The 19,068-nt window shown below is 38.8% G+C and carries 10 protein-coding genes; 5 read left to right on the top strand and 5 right to left on the bottom strand.

Translation table 11 applies throughout. The features are described 5' to 3' along the window. Positions 1-24: 24 nt before the first annotated feature. The 3 genes from KSX81_RS12025 to KSX81_RS12015 all read right to left on the bottom strand — a co-directional run bounded on the left by KSX81_RS12025 (position 25) and on the right by KSX81_RS12015 (position 8,898). The gene (locus KSX81_RS12025) at positions 25-4,080 is read right to left on the bottom strand and encodes a hybrid sensor histidine kinase/response regulator transcription factor (protein WP_118418423.1); all 4,056 of its coding nucleotides are present in this window, start codon (positions 4,078-4,080) and stop codon (positions 25-27) included. A 132-nt stretch (positions 4,081-4,212) separates the two neighbouring features. Beyond that, the gene (locus tag KSX81_RS12020) at positions 4,213-5,874 is read right to left on the bottom strand and encodes a RagB/SusD family nutrient uptake outer membrane protein (RefSeq protein WP_118418424.1); all 1,662 of its coding nucleotides are present in this window, start codon (positions 5,872-5,874) and stop codon (positions 4,213-4,215) included. A 21-nt stretch (positions 5,875-5,895) separates the two neighbouring features. Then, entirely contained in the window at positions 5,896-8,898 is a 3,003-nt protein-coding gene (locus KSX81_RS12015) for a SusC/RagA family TonB-linked outer membrane protein (protein ID WP_118418492.1), read from the bottom strand. Between the two features lie 300 nt (positions 8,899-9,198). On the opposite strand from KSX81_RS12015, the gene KSX81_RS12010 reads away from it, so the two are divergent. Then, on the top strand, positions 9,199-11,598 hold the full coding sequence (locus KSX81_RS12010; protein WP_118418425.1) for a glycosyl hydrolase family 95 catalytic domain-containing protein: 2,400 nt from the start codon (positions 9,199-9,201) through the stop codon (positions 11,596-11,598). A gap of 8 nt (positions 11,599-11,606) precedes the next feature. Further along, a complete protein-coding gene (locus tag KSX81_RS12005; RefSeq protein WP_118418426.1) occupies positions 11,607-13,283 on the top strand; it encodes a right-handed parallel beta-helix repeat-containing protein in 1,677 nt (558 codons plus the stop codon). A gap of 138 nt (positions 13,284-13,421) precedes the next feature. Here KSX81_RS12005 and nadA read toward each other — a convergent pair whose 3' ends face one another. Next, complete coding sequence (gene nadA / locus KSX81_RS12000) at positions 13,422-14,360, bottom strand: quinolinate synthase NadA (protein ID WP_032845840.1); 939 nt, start codon at positions 14,358-14,360, stop codon at positions 13,422-13,424. A gap of 501 nt (positions 14,361-14,861) precedes the next feature. Here nadA and KSX81_RS11995 point away from each other — a divergent pair. Beyond that, the gene (locus KSX81_RS11995) at positions 14,862-15,389 is read left to right on the top strand and encodes an RNA methyltransferase (protein ID WP_118418427.1); all 528 of its coding nucleotides are present in this window, start codon (positions 14,862-14,864) and stop codon (positions 15,387-15,389) included. Positions 15,390-15,749: 360 nt separating this feature from the next. Here the strand turns inward: KSX81_RS11995 and KSX81_RS11990 are convergent, their stop codons facing one another. Continuing rightward, complete coding sequence (locus tag KSX81_RS11990) at positions 15,750-16,328, bottom strand: DUF4294 domain-containing protein (protein ID WP_004302817.1); 579 nt, start codon at positions 16,326-16,328, stop codon at positions 15,750-15,752. Positions 16,329-16,472: 144 nt separating this feature from the next. Between KSX81_RS11990 and KSX81_RS11985 the strand changes: the two genes are divergently transcribed. Both KSX81_RS11985 and KSX81_RS11980 read left to right on the top strand, forming a co-directional pair. Continuing rightward, positions 16,473-18,521: a helix-hairpin-helix domain-containing protein gene (locus tag KSX81_RS11985; RefSeq protein ID WP_118418428.1), complete on the top strand. Its 2,049-nt coding sequence runs from the start codon at positions 16,473-16,475 to the stop codon at positions 18,519-18,521. Between the two features lie 43 nt (positions 18,522-18,564). Further along, positions 18,565-19,068, top strand: coding sequence for a sigma-70 family RNA polymerase sigma factor (locus KSX81_RS11980; protein ID WP_004324147.1), 504 nt, complete (start codon positions 18,565-18,567; stop codon positions 19,066-19,068).

The following is a 19,068-nucleotide window of genomic DNA, read 5'->3' as shown; positions in this document are numbered from 1 at the left end:
AATCTCTCTGAATCCGCAAATTTTCTATTTATCCGCATCATTTATAGTATCCGTATTCCTTATATCCTGTGGAATGATTGTTTGTTTTCCACTTTGATACTGTTTCTCGAAATCTTTCGGAGTCATACCAAACTGTTTCAAGAATAACTTGCTGAAATAAGACGGAGAATTAATGCCCACCATATAACAGATATCTCCAATCCGGTATTTGCCTTCCTGAATATATTCCGCCGCTTTCTTCAGGCGAATCAGGCGAATGAAGTCGAGTGGGGAGAGATTAAATATCGTTTTGATTTTTCTCAACAAACTAGAGCGGCTCATACAGAGAATATCCGCCATTTTCTCTACTCCGAAATTATCATCGGTTATATTGTCTTCAATAATCCGGATCACTTTATTCATAAATTCCTCGTCCGCTTTGTTCATCTGCATATTGTCCACCGAGAAGAACGGACGTTTCGAGAATGCCTCTCTCTCCCGTCGACGGTTATTGAGTAATGATAATATCTGTTCTTTGAGATAACCGAACGAGAAAGGCTTCTCCACATAGGCTTCCGCCCCATACTTCAAGCCATTGATTTTACTGTCAATATCATTCTTGGCAGTCAGGAAGATAACAGGGATATGAGAAAGCTCAAGATCTGATTTGATTTCCTTACACAACTGATATCCATTCATCACCGGCATCATAATATCACTAATGATCAAATCGACATGACTGCTTCTCAATATTTCGATTGCTTCCGCACCATTCTTCGCAGTTTCTACCGTGAAACTTTCACGCAGTCTTTCTGAAATGAATGCCAACATACTTTCATTATCTTCTACCAACAACAGAGTGTATCCATGCATATCTGTTTCAACGGAAGTCTCTTCATCCAACTCCACAATATCTTTCTGTACGACTTTACTGTTTTGCAGGCTAATGCCTTCTTTGTTCAAAGGAACGGTCAGTACAAAAACATTATCCTTTTCGTAGGTAGTGTCAAGAGAAAGCGTCCCTTTATGTAAGGATGCCAATGAACGTGCCAATGATAATCCGATACCTACCCCATTCTTGGGCATTTCTCCTTTTTCCATTTGGTAGAAAGGTTCAAAAATATATTGGCTCACCTCCTCCGGAATCTTGTTTCCGTCGCTGATTACCCGAATGGTAAAATAAGATTCATCCTTTTCCAGTTCCACCTCTATGTGTCTTGTGGCATACTTCAAAGCATTGTTGAGCAGATTACTCACAATCTTAGTTATCGCTTCTTTATCTACGGCCGCCCATACCTCTTCTTCCAACAGTTTTAATATAAATTCTTTATTGTTCAAATTGAAAGTTACTTCAAAACGAGACACAATTCCTTTCAGAAGGGCTGTTATATCCACACTCTCAAATTTCATGGACAGTTTATTAGCACCTATCTTCTGGAAGTCGAGAAGTTGTCCGGTAAGTTCGAGCAACCGCTTCGTGTTCTCTACGATGACACTGATATATTTCTTCTTCTTTGCTTCTGGAATATCCTCTTCCTGAATAGCCTCAAGCGGACCGTTAATCAGTGTCAGGGGAGTACGCACTTCATGCGCTATCTCTGTGAAAAAATCTACTTTCGATTCATATAATTCTTTCTCTTTTTCTATCTCAAAAAGTTTCTGACGTTCTTCCATCTGACGCTCCTTACGCCGCTTGTACCATAAGAACCAACAGAATACAACTAAAATGACAGCCAGTGTATAAATAATATAAGCCCATACAGACAACCACCAGGGAGGCAGGATAACTATAGTCAACGAGCGGGTAGAAGGTTCGGACTTACTAGCATGATGAGTTGCTTTTACCTGAAAAGTATATTTTCCCGGCGGGAGTTTGGCATATGATATATTCTTGTTACTGGCAGCACGAATCCATTCTTTATCCAGCGGGAGCATACGATAATAGTATTGATTGGTTTCCGCTGTAGAATAGCTTAACATAGCAATGTCAAAACTGATATTCGACTGGTCATAAGGAAGTACTATTTCATTGGTATGTACAATGCACTGTTTCAAAGGCGAATTCGGAGTATGCACAGTGATTTCATTATTATAAATGCTGAATTTAGAGATATAAACCGGAGGTAATGAACTATCTTGATCGGAAGAGTCAGGATCGAAAGCAATCAGTCCATCCACTCCTCCAAAATAGAATTTGCCATCACTTGCTTTCAGTGCCGAACGGTAATTGAACTGATTACCCAGTAGTCCGTCTTTATTCGTAAATACACTCATATCTCCGCTTTCCGGATTGAACCGTACCAGTCCTTTATTAGTTCCAAACCATAAATTAGAATGTTCATCCTCTAAAATATCATAACATACATCGTCTGGTAATCCCTCATTGATACCGAAAGATGTAAAGTTATCCTGTGCCTCATTGTAACGACAGATACCGCCACGATCAGTGGAAAACCATATATTTCCTTTCCTGTCTTGCATAATGGAACTAACGGAATTGGAACTTAGTGTATTCTTTTTTCCTGCTTCATATACATAATTCTGAAAAATTCCCGACTCGGGTTTACACTTCCATACACCATTCCCCATAGATGCCACCCAAATGGTACCATCCTTTGCTTCCATGATACAAAAGGCCCAATTATAACCAATAGCATCCACCCTATGATATTCCCTTTCATTCGGTTCAGCCATATAAAGTCCCCATCCGGTTCCTATCCATTTGCGTCCTTTGCTATCTATCATAAAATCATATACACTACCCTCATCAATACCCAACTCCTCTTCAGACAAACACCGGATTCGTTCATCAGGCAAACTAGTTTCATTCATTCCCTGCTTGAATAATCCACTGTAAATACGATTGTTATAATGTCTGACACACAAGGTTATAAGATGACCAGGTACATTATCATATACTTGGTGCACTTTGCCGGAGTGGGGATTCAGCACATTGATTCCATTATCTTCCGTGCCAATCCAAATACAGCCGTTATCATCTTCCGCCAATCCGCGGATACGCTTGGTATTCAAGGAATATCCGTCACTTCCGGGGACGTATTTATCAAACGAAAGACGATGATTCGGCAAATAATTGACCCCACCGAACATTGTTCCGATCCAAATACCTCCTTGAGTATCCTTATAAATTGAATAAATGATATTATCCGACAGGCTGAACGAGCGCATCAAGTCTTCTTTGAGATGCAGCATACTGTTCTTTTTCTCATTAATGATAAATAATCCGTGGTGAGAACCTACCCAAAGCTCATCTCCAAAGCAGACTACATCACGCAAGAATGTTTTTCGTTCACCGGGAAAAGGGATAGTCGTGAGTACATTGGTACGTGTATCATATTTAAACAGTTCTCCTTCATGGATAGCAAGTACAATGGCGTCATCCTGAAAACATATACTCATAATATTTTTATTAGCCAATGATTTCCCGTTACGATCTGTAAGATACTGTTCAAAAGAATCTTTATCCTGATTATATTTAAATAATCCTACTCCGGAAGTACCTACCCAAACTTCTCCATCTTGGTTGACAGCAATACATTCAGGACTTTCATTTTTAAAATTACTTTTATCTGTAATTGGATAATGGCTCACCTTATCTGTGCCGCTAAATCGAAACAATCCCTGATCGGGAATAAGTACCCATACATTTCCCACAGAATCTGCGAGTATTTCCGCCACCCAATTACCAGGTGTGACTTTATCCGGTGACTCGGGCTTCAGACGGGTAAAAATATCCATTGTGGGATCATATATGTAAATTCCCCGGTCAGTTCCCACCCAAAGTCTACGTTCCTTGTCTTCGTAAAGGGCACTGATATTATGATTCCCGATTCCTGCTTTCAGGTCGTCACAGTTAAATTGAAGAATAGATGTACCATCATAACGGTTCAATCCGTTCTTAGTACCAAACCACATAAATCCATAGCTATCTTGTAATATTACCTTAACATTACTCGCCGACAATCCATTTTCACCATTAATATGGGTAAAGTAAAATTGAGAATATGCCTGTGCTCTGACAAATGTTGTGGAAAGTATCAAACTACACACTACCGACAATATGAGTATAGGTCTTTTCATAGCATAAATAATATTATTCGTTTTGGCACAAATATACAGGATTTTTTTATCCTGCTTATCATCCTATAACAAAAAACCGCCAAGCACATTGATATGCTTGGCGGAAATTTATATCCTGAAACAAAACTAATGTTACCAGCCTGTGGGCTGACTTATATTAGGATTAGAAGTATCTTCCTTCTGCGGAATCGGCCATGAATCGAATTTCGGGAATGTACAGCGACGTTCCTCTAATTTTATAAATGCTTGGGTATCGGGATTCCATGCACCATAAATCGGACCATTCATCACATCATTACCAATTCCCCAACGTCGGATATCGTCATAACGCTTACCTTCAAAACAAAGTTCCACACGACGTTCGCGACGATATAGCTCACGCACCTTTTCTTCCGAGTTATAAACAGTTTCATCCATTCGAGGCATTCCTCCACGAACGCGGATAGCATCAATGTATTCTTTCACTTTCGGATCGTTCCAGTGTCCTGTTTCAATGAGACATTCAACGTAATCCAACAATACTTCCGCATAACGATAAATAACAAAGTCAAGGCTACCATTACCATTATTTCCACGATCATCTTCAGTCATAAACTTTTTCATCATATAACCACTGCGTATACCGTCATTTCTGCCGATATAATCACCACAATCAGGATTGAAAGGATTGAATGTATAATTAGAAAAACCAGTGTTATCCCCCGGTGTAAAAATACTCACATTCATACGCGGATCCCTCGCTCCATGGTATGGATCCTTTTCATAAGCTTCTCTTTCAGAAACAGATAAAGATTGAATGGTCCGTCCATCCGCCGTTTCATAAGTATCGACAAAAGATTTCAAAACACTCATTACACCTTGTCCGCCGAAACTACCCGACATACAACGGAAGAATACACCACTTGAACCTCCTCCTTTAAACAAAATACGCTCTTTATTCTGCTTTCCTGTATAAGTAAACAAATCACGATAATTCTTACCCGGATGGTTATCGGAAGCGGTAGAATAATATAGTTCAAATTCGTCGCTCTTTATCAGTTCCCAAGCAGCCGCTTTAGCAATATCATATCGTTTGAACTGGAGATTGACATCCATCTTCAAAGTCAGGGCGATAGACCGGGACATACGGTCACGTCTTCCTTCATCCCAGATAAATGGAAGAGCGTCCGAATTAATCACTTCATCCAGTTCAGCATTGATCTTATTCAAACATTCGTCAACCGGAGTACGTGCCATATATATTTCAGTCGGTAATAAAGCCTTGTCTACATACGGAATACCATCATTTCTTCCATACCAGTTCAATAAACGGATATGATACCATGCTCTCCATACTTTCGCTTCCGCTTTCATGCGGTTACGCTCAGACTCATTTGTGAAATATGCCTTATCAATATGATCAAGCAAACGACAGCAGTTACGGATTTTCCGGTAACATTGATTCCAGGTATAGAACTGATATTCCCATGGACCCGGGTTATTATTGTCGTCAGGAGGCACTAAAGAACCGTTTCCCAACTGTTGGATACGCACATCAAAGTTACCAGTAAAATAAACATTATCCGTTGCTCCATCCTGAAAAATCATACCGATTTCATCTCCACCCCAGTCACCTTTCACCCACAATTTACAAGTACCAAGCGCCGATTCACATTCCTGTTGTGTCTGCCAGAAATCATCATCCGTCGAAGCATTCGGTTTATCTCTCGTCAAGAAGTCTTCACAACTACTGAATATGCCTATAAGTCCGGCAAGGAACAACCCTTTAAAAATTATTTTATTATATCGTTTCATAATATGTCTATATTTTAATGATTAGAAGTTCAAACTAAGACCTACAGAATAAGTTTTCACCAATGGATAAGAACCCATCTGACCACGATTCTCAGGATCAACCATACTTTCTTTGGCAAAAGTAAACGGATTCTGGGCATTCAAATATACGCGGATACTTGAGATACCTATTTTCTTCAATGACATCTGGTCGAATGTATATCCCACCTGAATGTATTTCACACGACAATAGCCTGCGTCAAAATGCCAGTAATCGGATGCATGATGATTATTACCATAATCAGGCGATGGTGTCAATCTCGGATAACGTGCGCCCGGATTCTCCGGCGTCCAATAATCTAATTGTGCTTTCATAGGTGTTAAACCGTCTCCTGTCAAATTCAACCCGTTGGAAAAAGGTGCATTATAATAAGCATCTACACCTGTCACTCCCTGAAATAAAACTTCAAAACTCCATTTCTTATAATCAAAAGAAATATTTGCAAAATAGTTTAAGTCAGGCTGGTCATTTCCACGTATTACACGGTCATCAGTAGTAATCCTATTATCAGGTTTTCCATCCGGCCCTGATACATCCAAATACTTGATGTCACCCGGTTGCTGTCCATCAAAAACAACTACACCTTCTTTGGGTATCCATTTACCTGAAGCATCTTTCGTAAAGTCACTTTCCTGTAACAAACCATCAGTAGGATAAACATAATAACTATTTAATGCATAACCTATTTGATTAATTGTAGATCCATTATCATAAGGTGCTCCAAACAAATCTATTATTTTATTTTTGTTTTGAGACAGACCACCATGGATGCTAAAACCGAAATTTTTAAATTGCTTGTCATAATTTACACTAAATTCCCAACCCCTGTTGCGTACTTTCCCTGAATTGATGGCACTTGCCCAAATACCGCCGATAGAAGAAATTGGAGGGGTAATTAGCATACCAGAAGTCGTCTTTTCATACCAATCGAAAGTAAGACTTAAATCCTTGAATAAACGAAGGTCTGCACCGACATTCAGCATTTTTACCTTTTCCCAAGTAATTTCAGGGTTACCATATTCCTTTTCTTCACCATTACTCATATCAATAAAAGTCTGATACTTATATAATCCGATATTTTCATTTCCAAGCAAACCATATGAACCTCTTAACTTCAACTCATTGATTTCGTTCTTCAAAGACTTCATAAATTTTTCTTCATGTACATTCCAACCTACGGCAATCGAAGGAAATACACCGAACTTTTCACCGTCCCCAAAACGTGAAGATCCGTCGCGACGTACAGTACCTTCAATAAGATAGCGGCGATCATACGTATAGTTAGCTTTAGCAAACATAGAAACCATTGAATAACTGTCCCAACTATTCTGGTGAGTCAACTCCTGATTATAACCTCCAATGAGAAACAGACGATGATCGCCTTTATCATACGTATATTCAGCAGTACCACCCAGATAATAATAAGTATCATGATCTCTATAATCAGAAAAATCTGCTCCCCAAGTATGCAATAAAGCATCTGTATCATAATCAAAGAAATTATATGATTCTCGTTTGCTCTTACCTCCACGACTACTGATACGATAAGAATACTGACCTTTCAGTACCAAATTTGGCAATACTTCCCAACGAGGTGAAATATTCACACTGATATTATCTTCATAATCTTCACGTATTCCCGCACGATCAATATAAGCTGCCGGATTGGTCATATTAGGTCTGTTACCATAATAAGTAAAATTACTACCTTCCTTTTTCGGATAACGAGTTACAGTATTAGGCGGCGTCTTATACATCCATTCAAACAATGATTTATCAGCACCGTCTGTTTTCGGTTGCTTCCGGTTGGTACGGTAAGCATTGAAGTCCATGTTTACAGACAGGTTATCCCGCAAACTGACAGTTGTATTGGCACGGATATTCAATCGATCAGAGCTTGTATGTTCCGTTAATCCTTCATTCTGCATATAATTTACGCTCAAGGCAAAACGCGCCAAGCTACCACCACCCGAAACAGATACAGAGTGGTTTTGAACATACCCAGTACCAAACAGGAAATCCGCCCAGTCCGTATCAGGATATTTATAAGGATCAGTACCAGCCATTGTATTTTTAATTATTTCTTCGCTATACAATTCATCACCGCCTATATTTTTTTGAGCAACATTAGCCATTGTCATATATTCAGCTGCATTCACGAAATCAGGAAGATAAGTTGCTTTCTGAACACCAAAGTAACCGTCATAAGAAACATTAATCTTCCCTACCGTACCTCGTTTAGTTTTTACTACAATCACACCATTGGCTGCACGTGCACCATAAATAGCGGCAGCAGCGGCATCTTTCAGAATAGTCACACTTTCAATTGTATTCGGATCCAGTTGGTTCATATCCATCGGAATACCGTCAACCAATACCAACGGATCATTATTAGTATGTAAAGAGGAAATACCACGAATTTTAATGGAAGCTCCATCTCCACCTGGCATACCGGAACCCTGCGTAACAGTCAGACCTGTGACACCTCCCTGCAAAGATTGCGAAATAGAAGTGACAGGTTTGGATTTCAGATTCTTTGTGATATCTAATGTAGAAACAGAAGAAATTGAATTCAACTTTTTCTCTTCCGAATATCCGGTAACTACCACTTCATCCAATGCTTCAGAATCTTCGGATAAAGAGACACTCAAGTTACTGATAGCACGGGATACTACATATTCATAAGGTCGGAACCCAAGATAAGTGAACACAATAACATCTCCTTTTTGAGCTTTAATGGAGAAATATCCGTTCGTGTCACTTATAGTACCAATCGTAGTAGTACCTTTAATAAGAACATTAACACCTGCAATAGGAAGAGGCTGTACCGAGTTTTCAAGTATTTGTCCCTGGATAGTCCAGTTTCGCTCCTTCGTGTCATTAGCAACAGCAAATGTTGGTTCCAAAGCTAAAGACTTTGTTGGAGTTCCCAACAATAAACAGGCAAATAATAAAGAGATTACCGCCTTCGAGCTTCTTTTCATGTAGTTTGAATTTATAGGTAAAACAAAATTGTATTTAATGAATCTCATGTTTTTTATTAGATCTAATATTTATCTTTAAACGCAATGCAAATATACCCGATATATAATAAGTAATTGAGTTATAAACGCTGCAAAAAATAGAATATTTGCTTCAAACACCACCGAGAACTCTTGTAGGGCGCATTCTTATCATTTTATGAATCATTTGTATAGAGTGGAAAAATCACGATGGACTAATTTTGTCCTATAATAAAAAAGTAACTCCTATTCATATATTAATCATTTAATTATATTTGAGCCATGAAAATTAAAACCATTAGTTTTTCTCTAGCCATTATGATGATATCCCTTTCCGGATGTACGAATCTGGAAGCAAAGGATAAAGTTGAACTATGGTACGAACAACCCGCAAAAGAATGGATGAGTTCTGTACCAATAGGCAACGGACGTATCGGAGCAATGGTATTCGGAGGTATCGAAGAAGAAACCATCGCATTGAATGAATCAAGCATGTGGTCAGGACAATATGACGAGAATCAGGAAATTCCTTTCGGAAAAGAAAGAATGAATGAATTAAGAAAACTCTTTTTCGAAGGAAAAATACAAGAAGGAAATCAAATTGCTGGAGAATTTCTACATGGTAATGGACATTCTTTTGGTACACACCTTCCTATCGGTGACTTGAAACTCACTTTCAGTTATCCGGAAAATACAGTCAGTAACTACCGTCGTTCTCTCGACTTAGGTACAGCTATCAGTACAACCAATTATACAATAGGTGACGTTAATTACGTGCGCGAATGTTTTGCAACCAATCCGGACGACGTACTTGTATTACGAATGTCCGCCAGTAAAAAGAAAGCCATTAATGCAAAACTATCATTAAGTATGCTGCGGGAATCTGAAATTTCAACCGATGGTAATCAATTGATTTTTGAAGGAACAGTTAATTTTCCCAAGCAAGGTCCCGGTGGTGTCAGCTTTCAAGGTCGTATTGCAATATCCGCGCCTAATGGAACACTACAAGCTGAAGATTCTTCCATATCAGTGAATGATGCTGATATGCTGACTATTGTAATAGATGTACGCACGAATTATAAGAACGACGCTTATAAATCTCTTTGCAAAGAAACTGTTGTAAAAGCAGAAAAGAAGACTTATGAAAAACTGAAGAAAACTCACCTCAACGATTATACTCCTCTGTTCGACCGTGTTTCCCTACAACTGGGAACAGGAGAATATGCCGGTCTGCCAACTGACAAAAGATGGGAACAAGTAAAAAAAGGCGGATATGATCCCGGCCTTGATGTATTGCTTTTCCAATACGGACGCTATTTATTACTAGCCTCATCGCGAGAAAATTCACCTCTTCCAGCCGCCCTGCAAGGTTTCTTTAATGATAATTTAGCATGTAACATGGGGTGGACAAATGATTATCACCTGGACATCAATACACAACAAAACTACTGGATTGCAAACGTAGGCAACCTGGCAGAGTGCCATCTTCCCCTTTTCAAATATATCGAAGATTTATCTGTTCATGGAGCGAAAACTGCTCAAAAGATATATGGATGCAAAGGATGGACAGCTCACACCACAGCCAATATATGGGGATACACAGCTCCTTCGGGAAGCATCCTGTGGGGATTATTTCCCACAGCAAGCAGTTGGATTGCCTCGCATCTCTGGACTCAATACGAATACACACGTGACAAAGATTATCTAGCGAAAACCGCCTACCCTCTGTTAAAAGGAAATGCGGAATTCCTTCTCGATTATATGGTTGAAGATCCCAATACAGGTTATATGGTAACAGGACCAAGCATTTCACCGGAAAATTCTTTCCTTTACGAAGGTAATAATTTATGTGCATCAATGATGCCCACCTGTGACCGTGTATTAGCTTATGAAATATTCAATGCTTGTATTCAATCAGCTCAAATCCTGAACATTGATAAGGAGTTCAGTGATAGTTTACAACAAGCCATCAAGAAATTCCCTCCCATCCGTCTGCGTGCTAACGGAGGTATACGAGAATGGTTGGAAGATTATGACGAAGCACACCCTAATCATCGCCATACTTCACATTTACTGGCTTTTTATCCTTACGAACAGATTACCCTTGACAAAACTCCGGAACTCGCCGCAGGTGCACGCAAAACAATCGAAGACCGTCTGGCTGCGGAAGGTTGGGAAGACACGGAATGGAGTCGCGCCAATATGATTTGTTTCTATGCCCGACTGAAAGATACCAAACAAGCTTATCAAAGTGTCCTTACTCTTGAGAGTATATTCACACGTGAGAACCTGTTGAGCATTTCTCCTGCCGGTATTGCAGGAGCACCCTATGATATTTTTATTCTTGACGGAAATACAGCCGGAGCGGCCGGAATAGCAGAAATGCTGGTACAAGGACACGAAGGATATATTGAATTCCTGCCCTGTCTGCCCGAACAATGGAGCGTAGGAACTTATAAAGGCCTGTGTGTGAAAGGAGGAGCGGAAGTTTCAGCAGCCTGGAATCAGTCGTTGATTAACGAAGCAACTTTAAAAGCTACTGCTGACAATACATTTACAGTAAAAGTTCCACAAGGGAAAAATTACACTATCATGCTGAATAATAAACGAATCAACCCAGTGATAAACAACGGACTGATTACCGTATCCATGAAAGCTAAAGATATATTAAAATTTAAATAAGTAAACTTATGTACAGAATCATTATTTTCTTCCTTTTCCAAGTAAGTGTATTCAGCATATTATCGGCACAAGAAACTATTTATGTGAAAACGCAACCCGGTGATGCAACTCCACGCCTACAAAATGCCATAGAACAAGCACGTCATTTCAAAGGGAAGAAAGTAGTGATTCAACTTGAACAAGGAAACTATGATCTATACCGCAACAGTAGTTCCAAGCAAGTTTATTTTATATCCAACACTGCCTCTAAAGAAGAAAATCCCGATCCTACCAAACACATTGGCCTTTGGATAAAGGATATGAAAAACTTAATTATTGATGGTGGTGGTGCACATCTGATTACACACGGAGAAATGACTTCTTTTGTTATAGACAAAAGCGAAAATATAACACTCCGCAATTTTACTTTGAAAGCTGCCGATCCTTCGGTTACGGAAATGAAAGTTATTGATACAACAGCTTATACAGCAACTTTCAGAGTTCACCCCAAAGACCGGTATGAAATTGCAGATAAACAGATAAAATGGATAGGAACAGAATGGAGTTTTACCGGTGGCATTGCCCAAACTTTTAATCTACATACCAATATAACAAACCGTTGTAATCTGCCTACCGACCATGTCGTTTCTCTTACCGACATCGGAAATCATCAGATACACGCAACATACGACAAGAAAGTAACTTTATATCCGGGAGAAATATTTCAGATGCGGGATGCCATCCGAGATGAAGCATGTGGATTTATTCATTTGAGCAAAAACATTACACTCGAATATTTAAACCTGCATTTTCTAGGAAACTTTGGAATTGTCGGCCAATATTCCGAAAATCTGACTTACAAATATTTAAATTGTGAACCGGAGTATGGCAGTGGTCGTACCTGTGCCGGTTTTGCTGACTTTGTGCAAATGTCTGGATGCAAAGGAAAAATCCGTATCATCAACTCTCGTTTTGAAGGAGCACAAGATGATCCGATCAATGTACACGGAACTCATCTGAAAGTTATTGCTTACGAACCGGGAAATAAAATAGTAGTTCGTTTCATGCATCCTCAATCTTACGGATTTGAAGCTTTCTTTCCTGGAGATGAAGTTGAATTTACAGAAATACATTCATTACAATGTCTGCATAAAGCATCAGTACTCAAAGTGGAGAGAGTAAACGACTACGATTGTAAACTTACACTGAATGGTTCCGTTCCTTCTATCCTACCACAACAGGAAGTAGTAATAGAAAATATCACTTGGACACCGGAAGTAGAAATCCGCAATAACTATTTTGCCCGGACACCGACAAGAGGAATACTTGTTACGACACGCCGGAAAGTTATAATCGAAAATAACGTATTTTATCGTACACCAATGAGTGCTATTGCTGTCTCAAATGATGCTCGCAGTTGGTATGAGTCAGGCCCCGTACATGACCTTACCATCCGAAACAACCATTTCATAGAATGTGGAAGTCCGGTTATCAATATTGCTCCCGAAAATAACCGTCCGAACGGAACTGTTCATAAAGGGATCCGTATCGAAAATAATCGTTTTACACTGAAAGATAAACAGGCAATCTATGCCCGTTGGACAGATAATATCCGAATTTCAGGAAATTATTTTGATGGAATTTTACCTGTCTCCAAAAAAGAATCTGTTTTATTGGAACATTGTACAAATGTAGATTCTGAATGAATTTTACCTTTTATTTTCCTCAAGGATTATTGTCATAACAATTACTTCCTTATTGTTATGACAATAATAAAGTGAAACAAAAAATAAGGCTGTTTTTTTAATTTGGAACAGCCTTATTCATCACATATCCTTTATATTCTATAATCCCAACTTAGCTGAAATCTCCAGCATCCGTTGAATCGGCTTCACTGCCTTCTTTGCCACCTCCGGATCTACTGTAATCTCCGGTGACTCATTCTTCAGACACTCATAGAGCTTCTCTAACGTATTCAACCGCATGAAGCTACACTCGTTACATCCGCACGTACTATCGTTCGGTGGAGCAGGGATAAACGTCGTCTGCGGACACTTCTTCTGCATCTCATGCAAGATACCCGATTCGGTAGCCACAATATAGGTGTTTTCCGGATGATTCACTGCATACTTCAACAATGCTGCCGTAGACCCTACCACATCCGCCAGTTTCAAAACCGTACTCTTACATTCGGGATGTGCCAGCACCAATGCTTCGGGATGCTGCGTCTTCAATTCCACAATCTTTTCAACAGAGAACTGTTCATGCACATGACAGGCACCGTCCCAAAGCAACATATTCCGGTTCGTAACTGAGTTGATATAATTCCCCAGATTCCGGTCCGGACCAAAGATTATTTTCTCATCTTTGGGGAAGCTTTCCACGATCTGCTTCGCATTGGTGGAAGTCACTACCACATCCGTTACTGCTTTCACCGCAGCTGTCGTATTGACGTAAGAAATAACGGTGTATCCCGGGTGCTCTTTGACAAACTGTGCAAACTGATCCGCCGGACAACTGTCCGCCAACGAACAACCTGCCGCCATGTCGGGCACCAGCACTTTCTTGTCCGGACAAAGCACCTTTGCCGTTTCCCCCATAAAGTGAACGCCACACATCACAATAATGTCCGCTTCCGTTTTGGCTGCCCATTGAGCCAATGCCAAACTGTCGCCAACATAATCGGCGATGTCTTGTATTTCCCCCTTCTGGTAGTAGTGTCCCAGAATGATTGCATTCTTTTCTTTCTTTAGCTCGTTAATAGCCTTTATGAGTTCATTCATAATAATATTCTTATTTCTTTCCTTTTAAAAAAAATCCTTTGTTGGTGATAATAGCCTGTTAATAATGTTAGCAAATAAATACGATTTTTCTTGCCGGATAAGTTATTAGTCCATACTTCTGTTTTATGAGTTGGTTATGAACTGATGTAAAGGACAAGATATTCTATTCTACTTGCTTTATTATCAATGAAAGCATCGTTAAATGCCGTCAAATAGGAGTTTGCTATTAACTCCCTGTTGATAAAGTGCAAAGTTAAAAACTTTATGGATATAAACAGGCAGATAAGTGCTGAAAAATATGTTTATGTCTGTGTAGAAAGTTTTGGGTTAATTTTTTGGAATGTTCATAACGAAGGCCTCTTATACCTTCTTTTGAATAATGCAAGAATTATTTTTCAAAATCTTTGCCGATAGTTTTGACAGGTTTTAAACCGTTATCAACATCTTGTTAACTGAAAAGAATTACCTTTGTGGACAAGAACATAATAAAAGAAAAGACGTATGCGTAAACTGAAAATAACAGAACTGAACCGTATCAGTGCCGAAGAGTTTAAACAAGTTGCAAAACTGCCTCTGGTAGTAGTGCTGGACGATATTCGTAGTTTGCACAATATAGGTTCTGTGTTCCGTACTTCGGATGCTTTCCGTATTGAATGTATCTATCTGTGTGGTATAACAGCTACCCCGCCACACCCTGAAATGCATAAGACTGCATTGGGTGCGGAGTTCACTGTCGATTGGAAGTATGTTAATAACGCTGTTGATGCTGTTGATAACCTCAAAAACGAAGGGTATATCGTTTATTCTGTAGAACAGGCGGAAGGAAGCATCATGCTTGATGAACTTCAGCTGGATAAAACCAAGAAGTACGCTATCGTAATGGGAAACGAAGTGAAAGGGGTACAGCAGGAGGTTATTAACCATTCGGATGGCTGTATAGAGATTCCTCAATACGGAACGAAACACTCTTTGAATGTTTCCGTAACTACCGGTATTGTGATTTGGGATTTGTTCAAAAAGTTACGTTAATAGCTATAATACAGGATTGGTTAATAAGTTGTTTATAACGAGTTAATAGCTTAGTTAATTCATTTATAATCAATAACTATGTATTGTTTATAACTATATGGAACCATGTTGATTCTATGGATGTTGGGAAGTTATTATTATAGTTGTTGATAGTTTGTTTTCAGGCTGTTAATACTTGAGTTGTCAGGTATTAACAGCCTATATGATACGTATTAATAGCTGGGAACTCAAGTATTAACTTCTGAGAAACCGGAAATTAATACCTTACAGGAAGCTTATTAATTCTTGAAATGATAACTAGTATGGTTGAGTAGTGATCAATTAGTTTATAAAGTTGATAAACTTATAAGCCGATTGATTTTAGATCTGCCCGTTCTCCACCATCAACACTACACGTTCCGTTAGTTTGTCTTCACCTTGCGGATCATATTCTTTTTTTAAACTGGCTCCGAACAATGCAGCAAAAGTCTGATAGAATCCCGCTTTGAAAGGTCCCATAAATGCTTTCACCAGTTCATAGCTGGTAGAATTGCTTTGGCGGTCTATTAGTTTAATCAACAGTTTCCCTTGTGCAAAAGAGAGTTTTTTCATTCGGGGAGTATATTGCTCTTTCAATCCTTTTTCAACCCGTTTGATATGTTTTTGACGGGCTTTCTCATTGGGTAATGTCTGAAGATATTCGTAAGTTTCGATGATGGCTTGGTTAATTTCTCTGGAGATAGGATATACCTTTTTCACATTGCGGATCAGGCGATAATATTCCTGGCGTTCTTTTTCATTCTTGAATTTCAACGGACGGAAAATATACACAGTTCTTAACTGGACACATGGAATGGTATCTCCATTGTAGATACACATCGGAACCAAATATCCATTGATGCTTTGTTTTTCTTGAGCTTGCAGGCGCAACGAACAACAAACAATAGCAAACAGCGTCATTACTACTATGTTAAGCCTCCTTTTCACGATACAAAAATAGAATTAAAATTTTATTATTCAGACATTTCTCTTCGATGTTAACCTATTTAAAGTATCTTTGCGGCCTTATCTGTTAAAAAGCAGGAAGAATAAACCATTTTATTGATGAAAACTATTCAACTTTTACGGTTGATAAGTATTATAAACAGCCTGTTAATAATTCCTGCTTGTAGTGCTCAAAACCCTTCTGAAAGTCTTTTAGAAGATGTTCTTGAAGATTTATCTGTTAATAACGATATTAATAACTCTGTTAATACTCTTAATTGGGAAAATGAATTGGAAGAACTTTCCAATCGTATGCAAGAACCAGTTAATTTGAATGTTGCTACCCGTGAACAACTCGAACAGTTTCCTTTCCTTAGTGATATTCAGATTGAACATCTGTTGGCCTACATCTATATACATGGACAGATGAAAACCATCTATGAACTTCAACTGGTAGAAGAGATGGATAAGCAAACAATCCAATATTTACTGCCTTTCGTCTGTATAAAAGCTATTAACAATGAATCTGCTTTCCGGTGGAAAAGCCTGTTGAAAAACGCAGCGAAGTATGGAAAGAATGAACTGTTAACCCGCTTTGATATACCATTTTATAAACGAAAAGGTTATGAACATACCTATTTAGGACCTTCTGTTTATAACTCTGTGAAATACAGTTTTCGGTATAGTGACCGGCTCTATGCAGGAGTCGTTGCTGAAAAAGATGCCGGAGAACCTTTTGGAGCTTTACACAATCGCTACGGCTATGATTATTATTCCTTTTATCTGTTATTAAAAGATTGTGGACGATTAAAAGCATTAGCTGTTGGTAACTATCGGCTTAGTTTCGGACAAGGTCTGGTGATTAGTACTGATTATTTGATGGGAAAAACAGTTTACGCTTCTTCTTTCAATAACCGTAATAGCGGGATAAAGAAACATTCTTCTGCTGACGAATACAACTATTTTCGAGGAGTAGCTGCCACTGTTTCTTTGACAAAAGATTGGGATATTTCTGGTTTCTATTCACACCGTTCTCTGGATGGAGTAATCACTGATGGAACAATCACTTCTATCTACAAAACCGGGCTGCATCGAAGTCAAAAGGAAGCGGATAAAAAGAACCTGTTCACCATGCAATTAACAGGTGGACACGTGAGTTATCAACACAACCGTATCCGATTGGGTATCACCGGTATTTACTACCTTTTCAACCGACCATACGAACCGGAATTAACAGGTTATTCCAAATACAATCTTCATGGAAATAACTTCTATAATCTGGGAATAGATTATGCTTACCGATGGCATCGTTTTTCTTTTCAGGGAGAGACGGCAATCGGAAAACAAGGTTGGGCTTCTTTGAATCGTTTGCAATATTCACCGGTTCAAAACACTCAAATCATGTTGATACATCGGTTTTATTCTTATAACTATTGGGCTATGTTTGCCCATTCATTCGGTGAAGGAAGTACGACACAAAATGAACAGGGATATTATATCGGCTTGGAAACTTCTCCTTTTGCTTATTGGAAGTTTTTCGCCTCATTCGATTTATTTTCCTTTCCGTGGAAAAAATACAGAGTGAATAAACCCTCCCGCGGAACAGATGCTCTGTTCCAAACCACTTTTACTCCATACAGCAATTTATCCATGTATCTAAGGTATCGTTATAAACAAAAAGAGCGTGACTGGACAGGTAGTAAAGGAACACTAACACTTCCTATTTTTCACCATCAACTTCGCTATCGTTTGAACTATTCTTTGGGAGATGTGTTAAGCAGTCGTACAACTTTAGATTATAATCATTTTCATTCTCAGGACAGAGCTGCTAATAAAGGATATCAGGTTACACAAATGATATCCTCCCAACTGCCTTGGGCCAGGCTGTTTGCTGACGTTCAGGGCAGTTACTTTTTTACAGACGATTATGACTCGCGTGTATATGCTTCGGAAAGCGGATTGCTTTATACGTTTTATACTCCGTCTTTTCAAGGTCGTGGATTCCGGTGTAGTATCCGTTTGAGATATGAACTGAACAGACACTTTCTATTGATAACCAAGTTTGGAGAAACCATTTATTTAGACCGGAATGAGATTGGTTCCGGCAATGATTTAATCTATGGAAATAAAAAAGCAGATGTACAAATGCAACTACGTATTAAGTTTTAATGTATATTTGTCTGCCAGAAATAACAGAAGAATACGATATTAAATGGATGACAGGGCTACTTTTGACAAAATGTTTAATGAATGGTATGCACAGTTTGTATATTTTGCATACTATTTCATAAATGATGCTGAAGTATGCAGGGATATCGTAAGTGATGCTTTTGAGTATTTGTGGCGTAATTATGAAAAGATAGAAGAAGCAACGGCGAAAACTTATCTTTATACAATCATCCGTACACGTTGCATAGATTACCTTCGCAAGCAAAATATTCATGAAGAATATGTAGAGTTTACTGCGCAATTGACTGATAAAATGATAGAAGGCGATTCGCAAAATTCTGATTCTCGTGTTTTGCGTATTCGTGAAGCTATGAAGAAGTTGACTCCTTATAATTATCATATTTTGGAAGCATGCTATATTCATAATAAGAAATATAAGGAAGTGGCCGAAGAATTAAATGTAAGTGTCGCGGCCGTTCATAAGAATATAGTGAAGGCTTTACGCATTCTTCGCGAAGAATTAGGCCAAAAGGGTAACCGGAATTGA

This window comes from Bacteroides sp. MSK.18.37 (assembly GCF_019129155.2).
Lineage (GTDB): Bacteria > Bacteroidota > Bacteroidia > Bacteroidales > Bacteroidaceae > Bacteroides > Bacteroides ovatus.
Note: the sequence above shows the minus strand (reverse complement) of the source record. Positions and strands in the feature narration are given on the sequence as shown.

What these genes read in the sequence shown, in the direction of transcription:
- KSX81_RS12025 (WP_118418423.1), bottom strand. Translation starts at nt 4,080, where the DNA reads ATGAAAAGACCTATACTCATATTGTCGGTAGTGTGTAGTTTGATACTT.
- KSX81_RS12020 (WP_118418424.1), bottom strand. Translation starts at nt 5,874, where the DNA reads ATGAAACGATATAATAAAATAATTTTTAAAGGGTTGTTCCTTGCCGGA.
- KSX81_RS12015 (WP_118418492.1), bottom strand. Translation starts at nt 8,898, where the DNA reads ATGAAAAGAAGCTCGAAGGCGGTAATCTCTTTATTATTTGCCTGTTTA.
- KSX81_RS12010 (WP_118418425.1), top strand. Translation starts at nt 9,199, where the DNA reads ATGAAAATTAAAACCATTAGTTTTTCTCTAGCCATTATGATGATATCC.
- KSX81_RS12005 (WP_118418426.1), top strand. Translation starts at nt 11,607, where the DNA reads ATGTACAGAATCATTATTTTCTTCCTTTTCCAAGTAAGTGTATTCAGC.
- nadA (WP_032845840.1), bottom strand. Translation starts at nt 14,360, where the DNA reads ATGAATGAACTCATAAAGGCTATTAACGAGCTAAAGAAAGAAAAGAAT.
- KSX81_RS11995 (WP_118418427.1), top strand. Translation starts at nt 14,862, where the DNA reads ATGCGTAAACTGAAAATAACAGAACTGAACCGTATCAGTGCCGAAGAG.
- KSX81_RS11990 (WP_004302817.1), bottom strand. Translation starts at nt 16,328, where the DNA reads ATGACGCTGTTTGCTATTGTTTGTTGTTCGTTGCGCCTGCAAGCTCAA.
- KSX81_RS11985 (WP_118418428.1), top strand. Translation starts at nt 16,473, where the DNA reads ATGAAAACTATTCAACTTTTACGGTTGATAAGTATTATAAACAGCCTG.
- KSX81_RS11980 (WP_004324147.1), top strand. Translation starts at nt 18,565, where the DNA reads ATGGATGACAGGGCTACTTTTGACAAAATGTTTAATGAATGGTATGCA.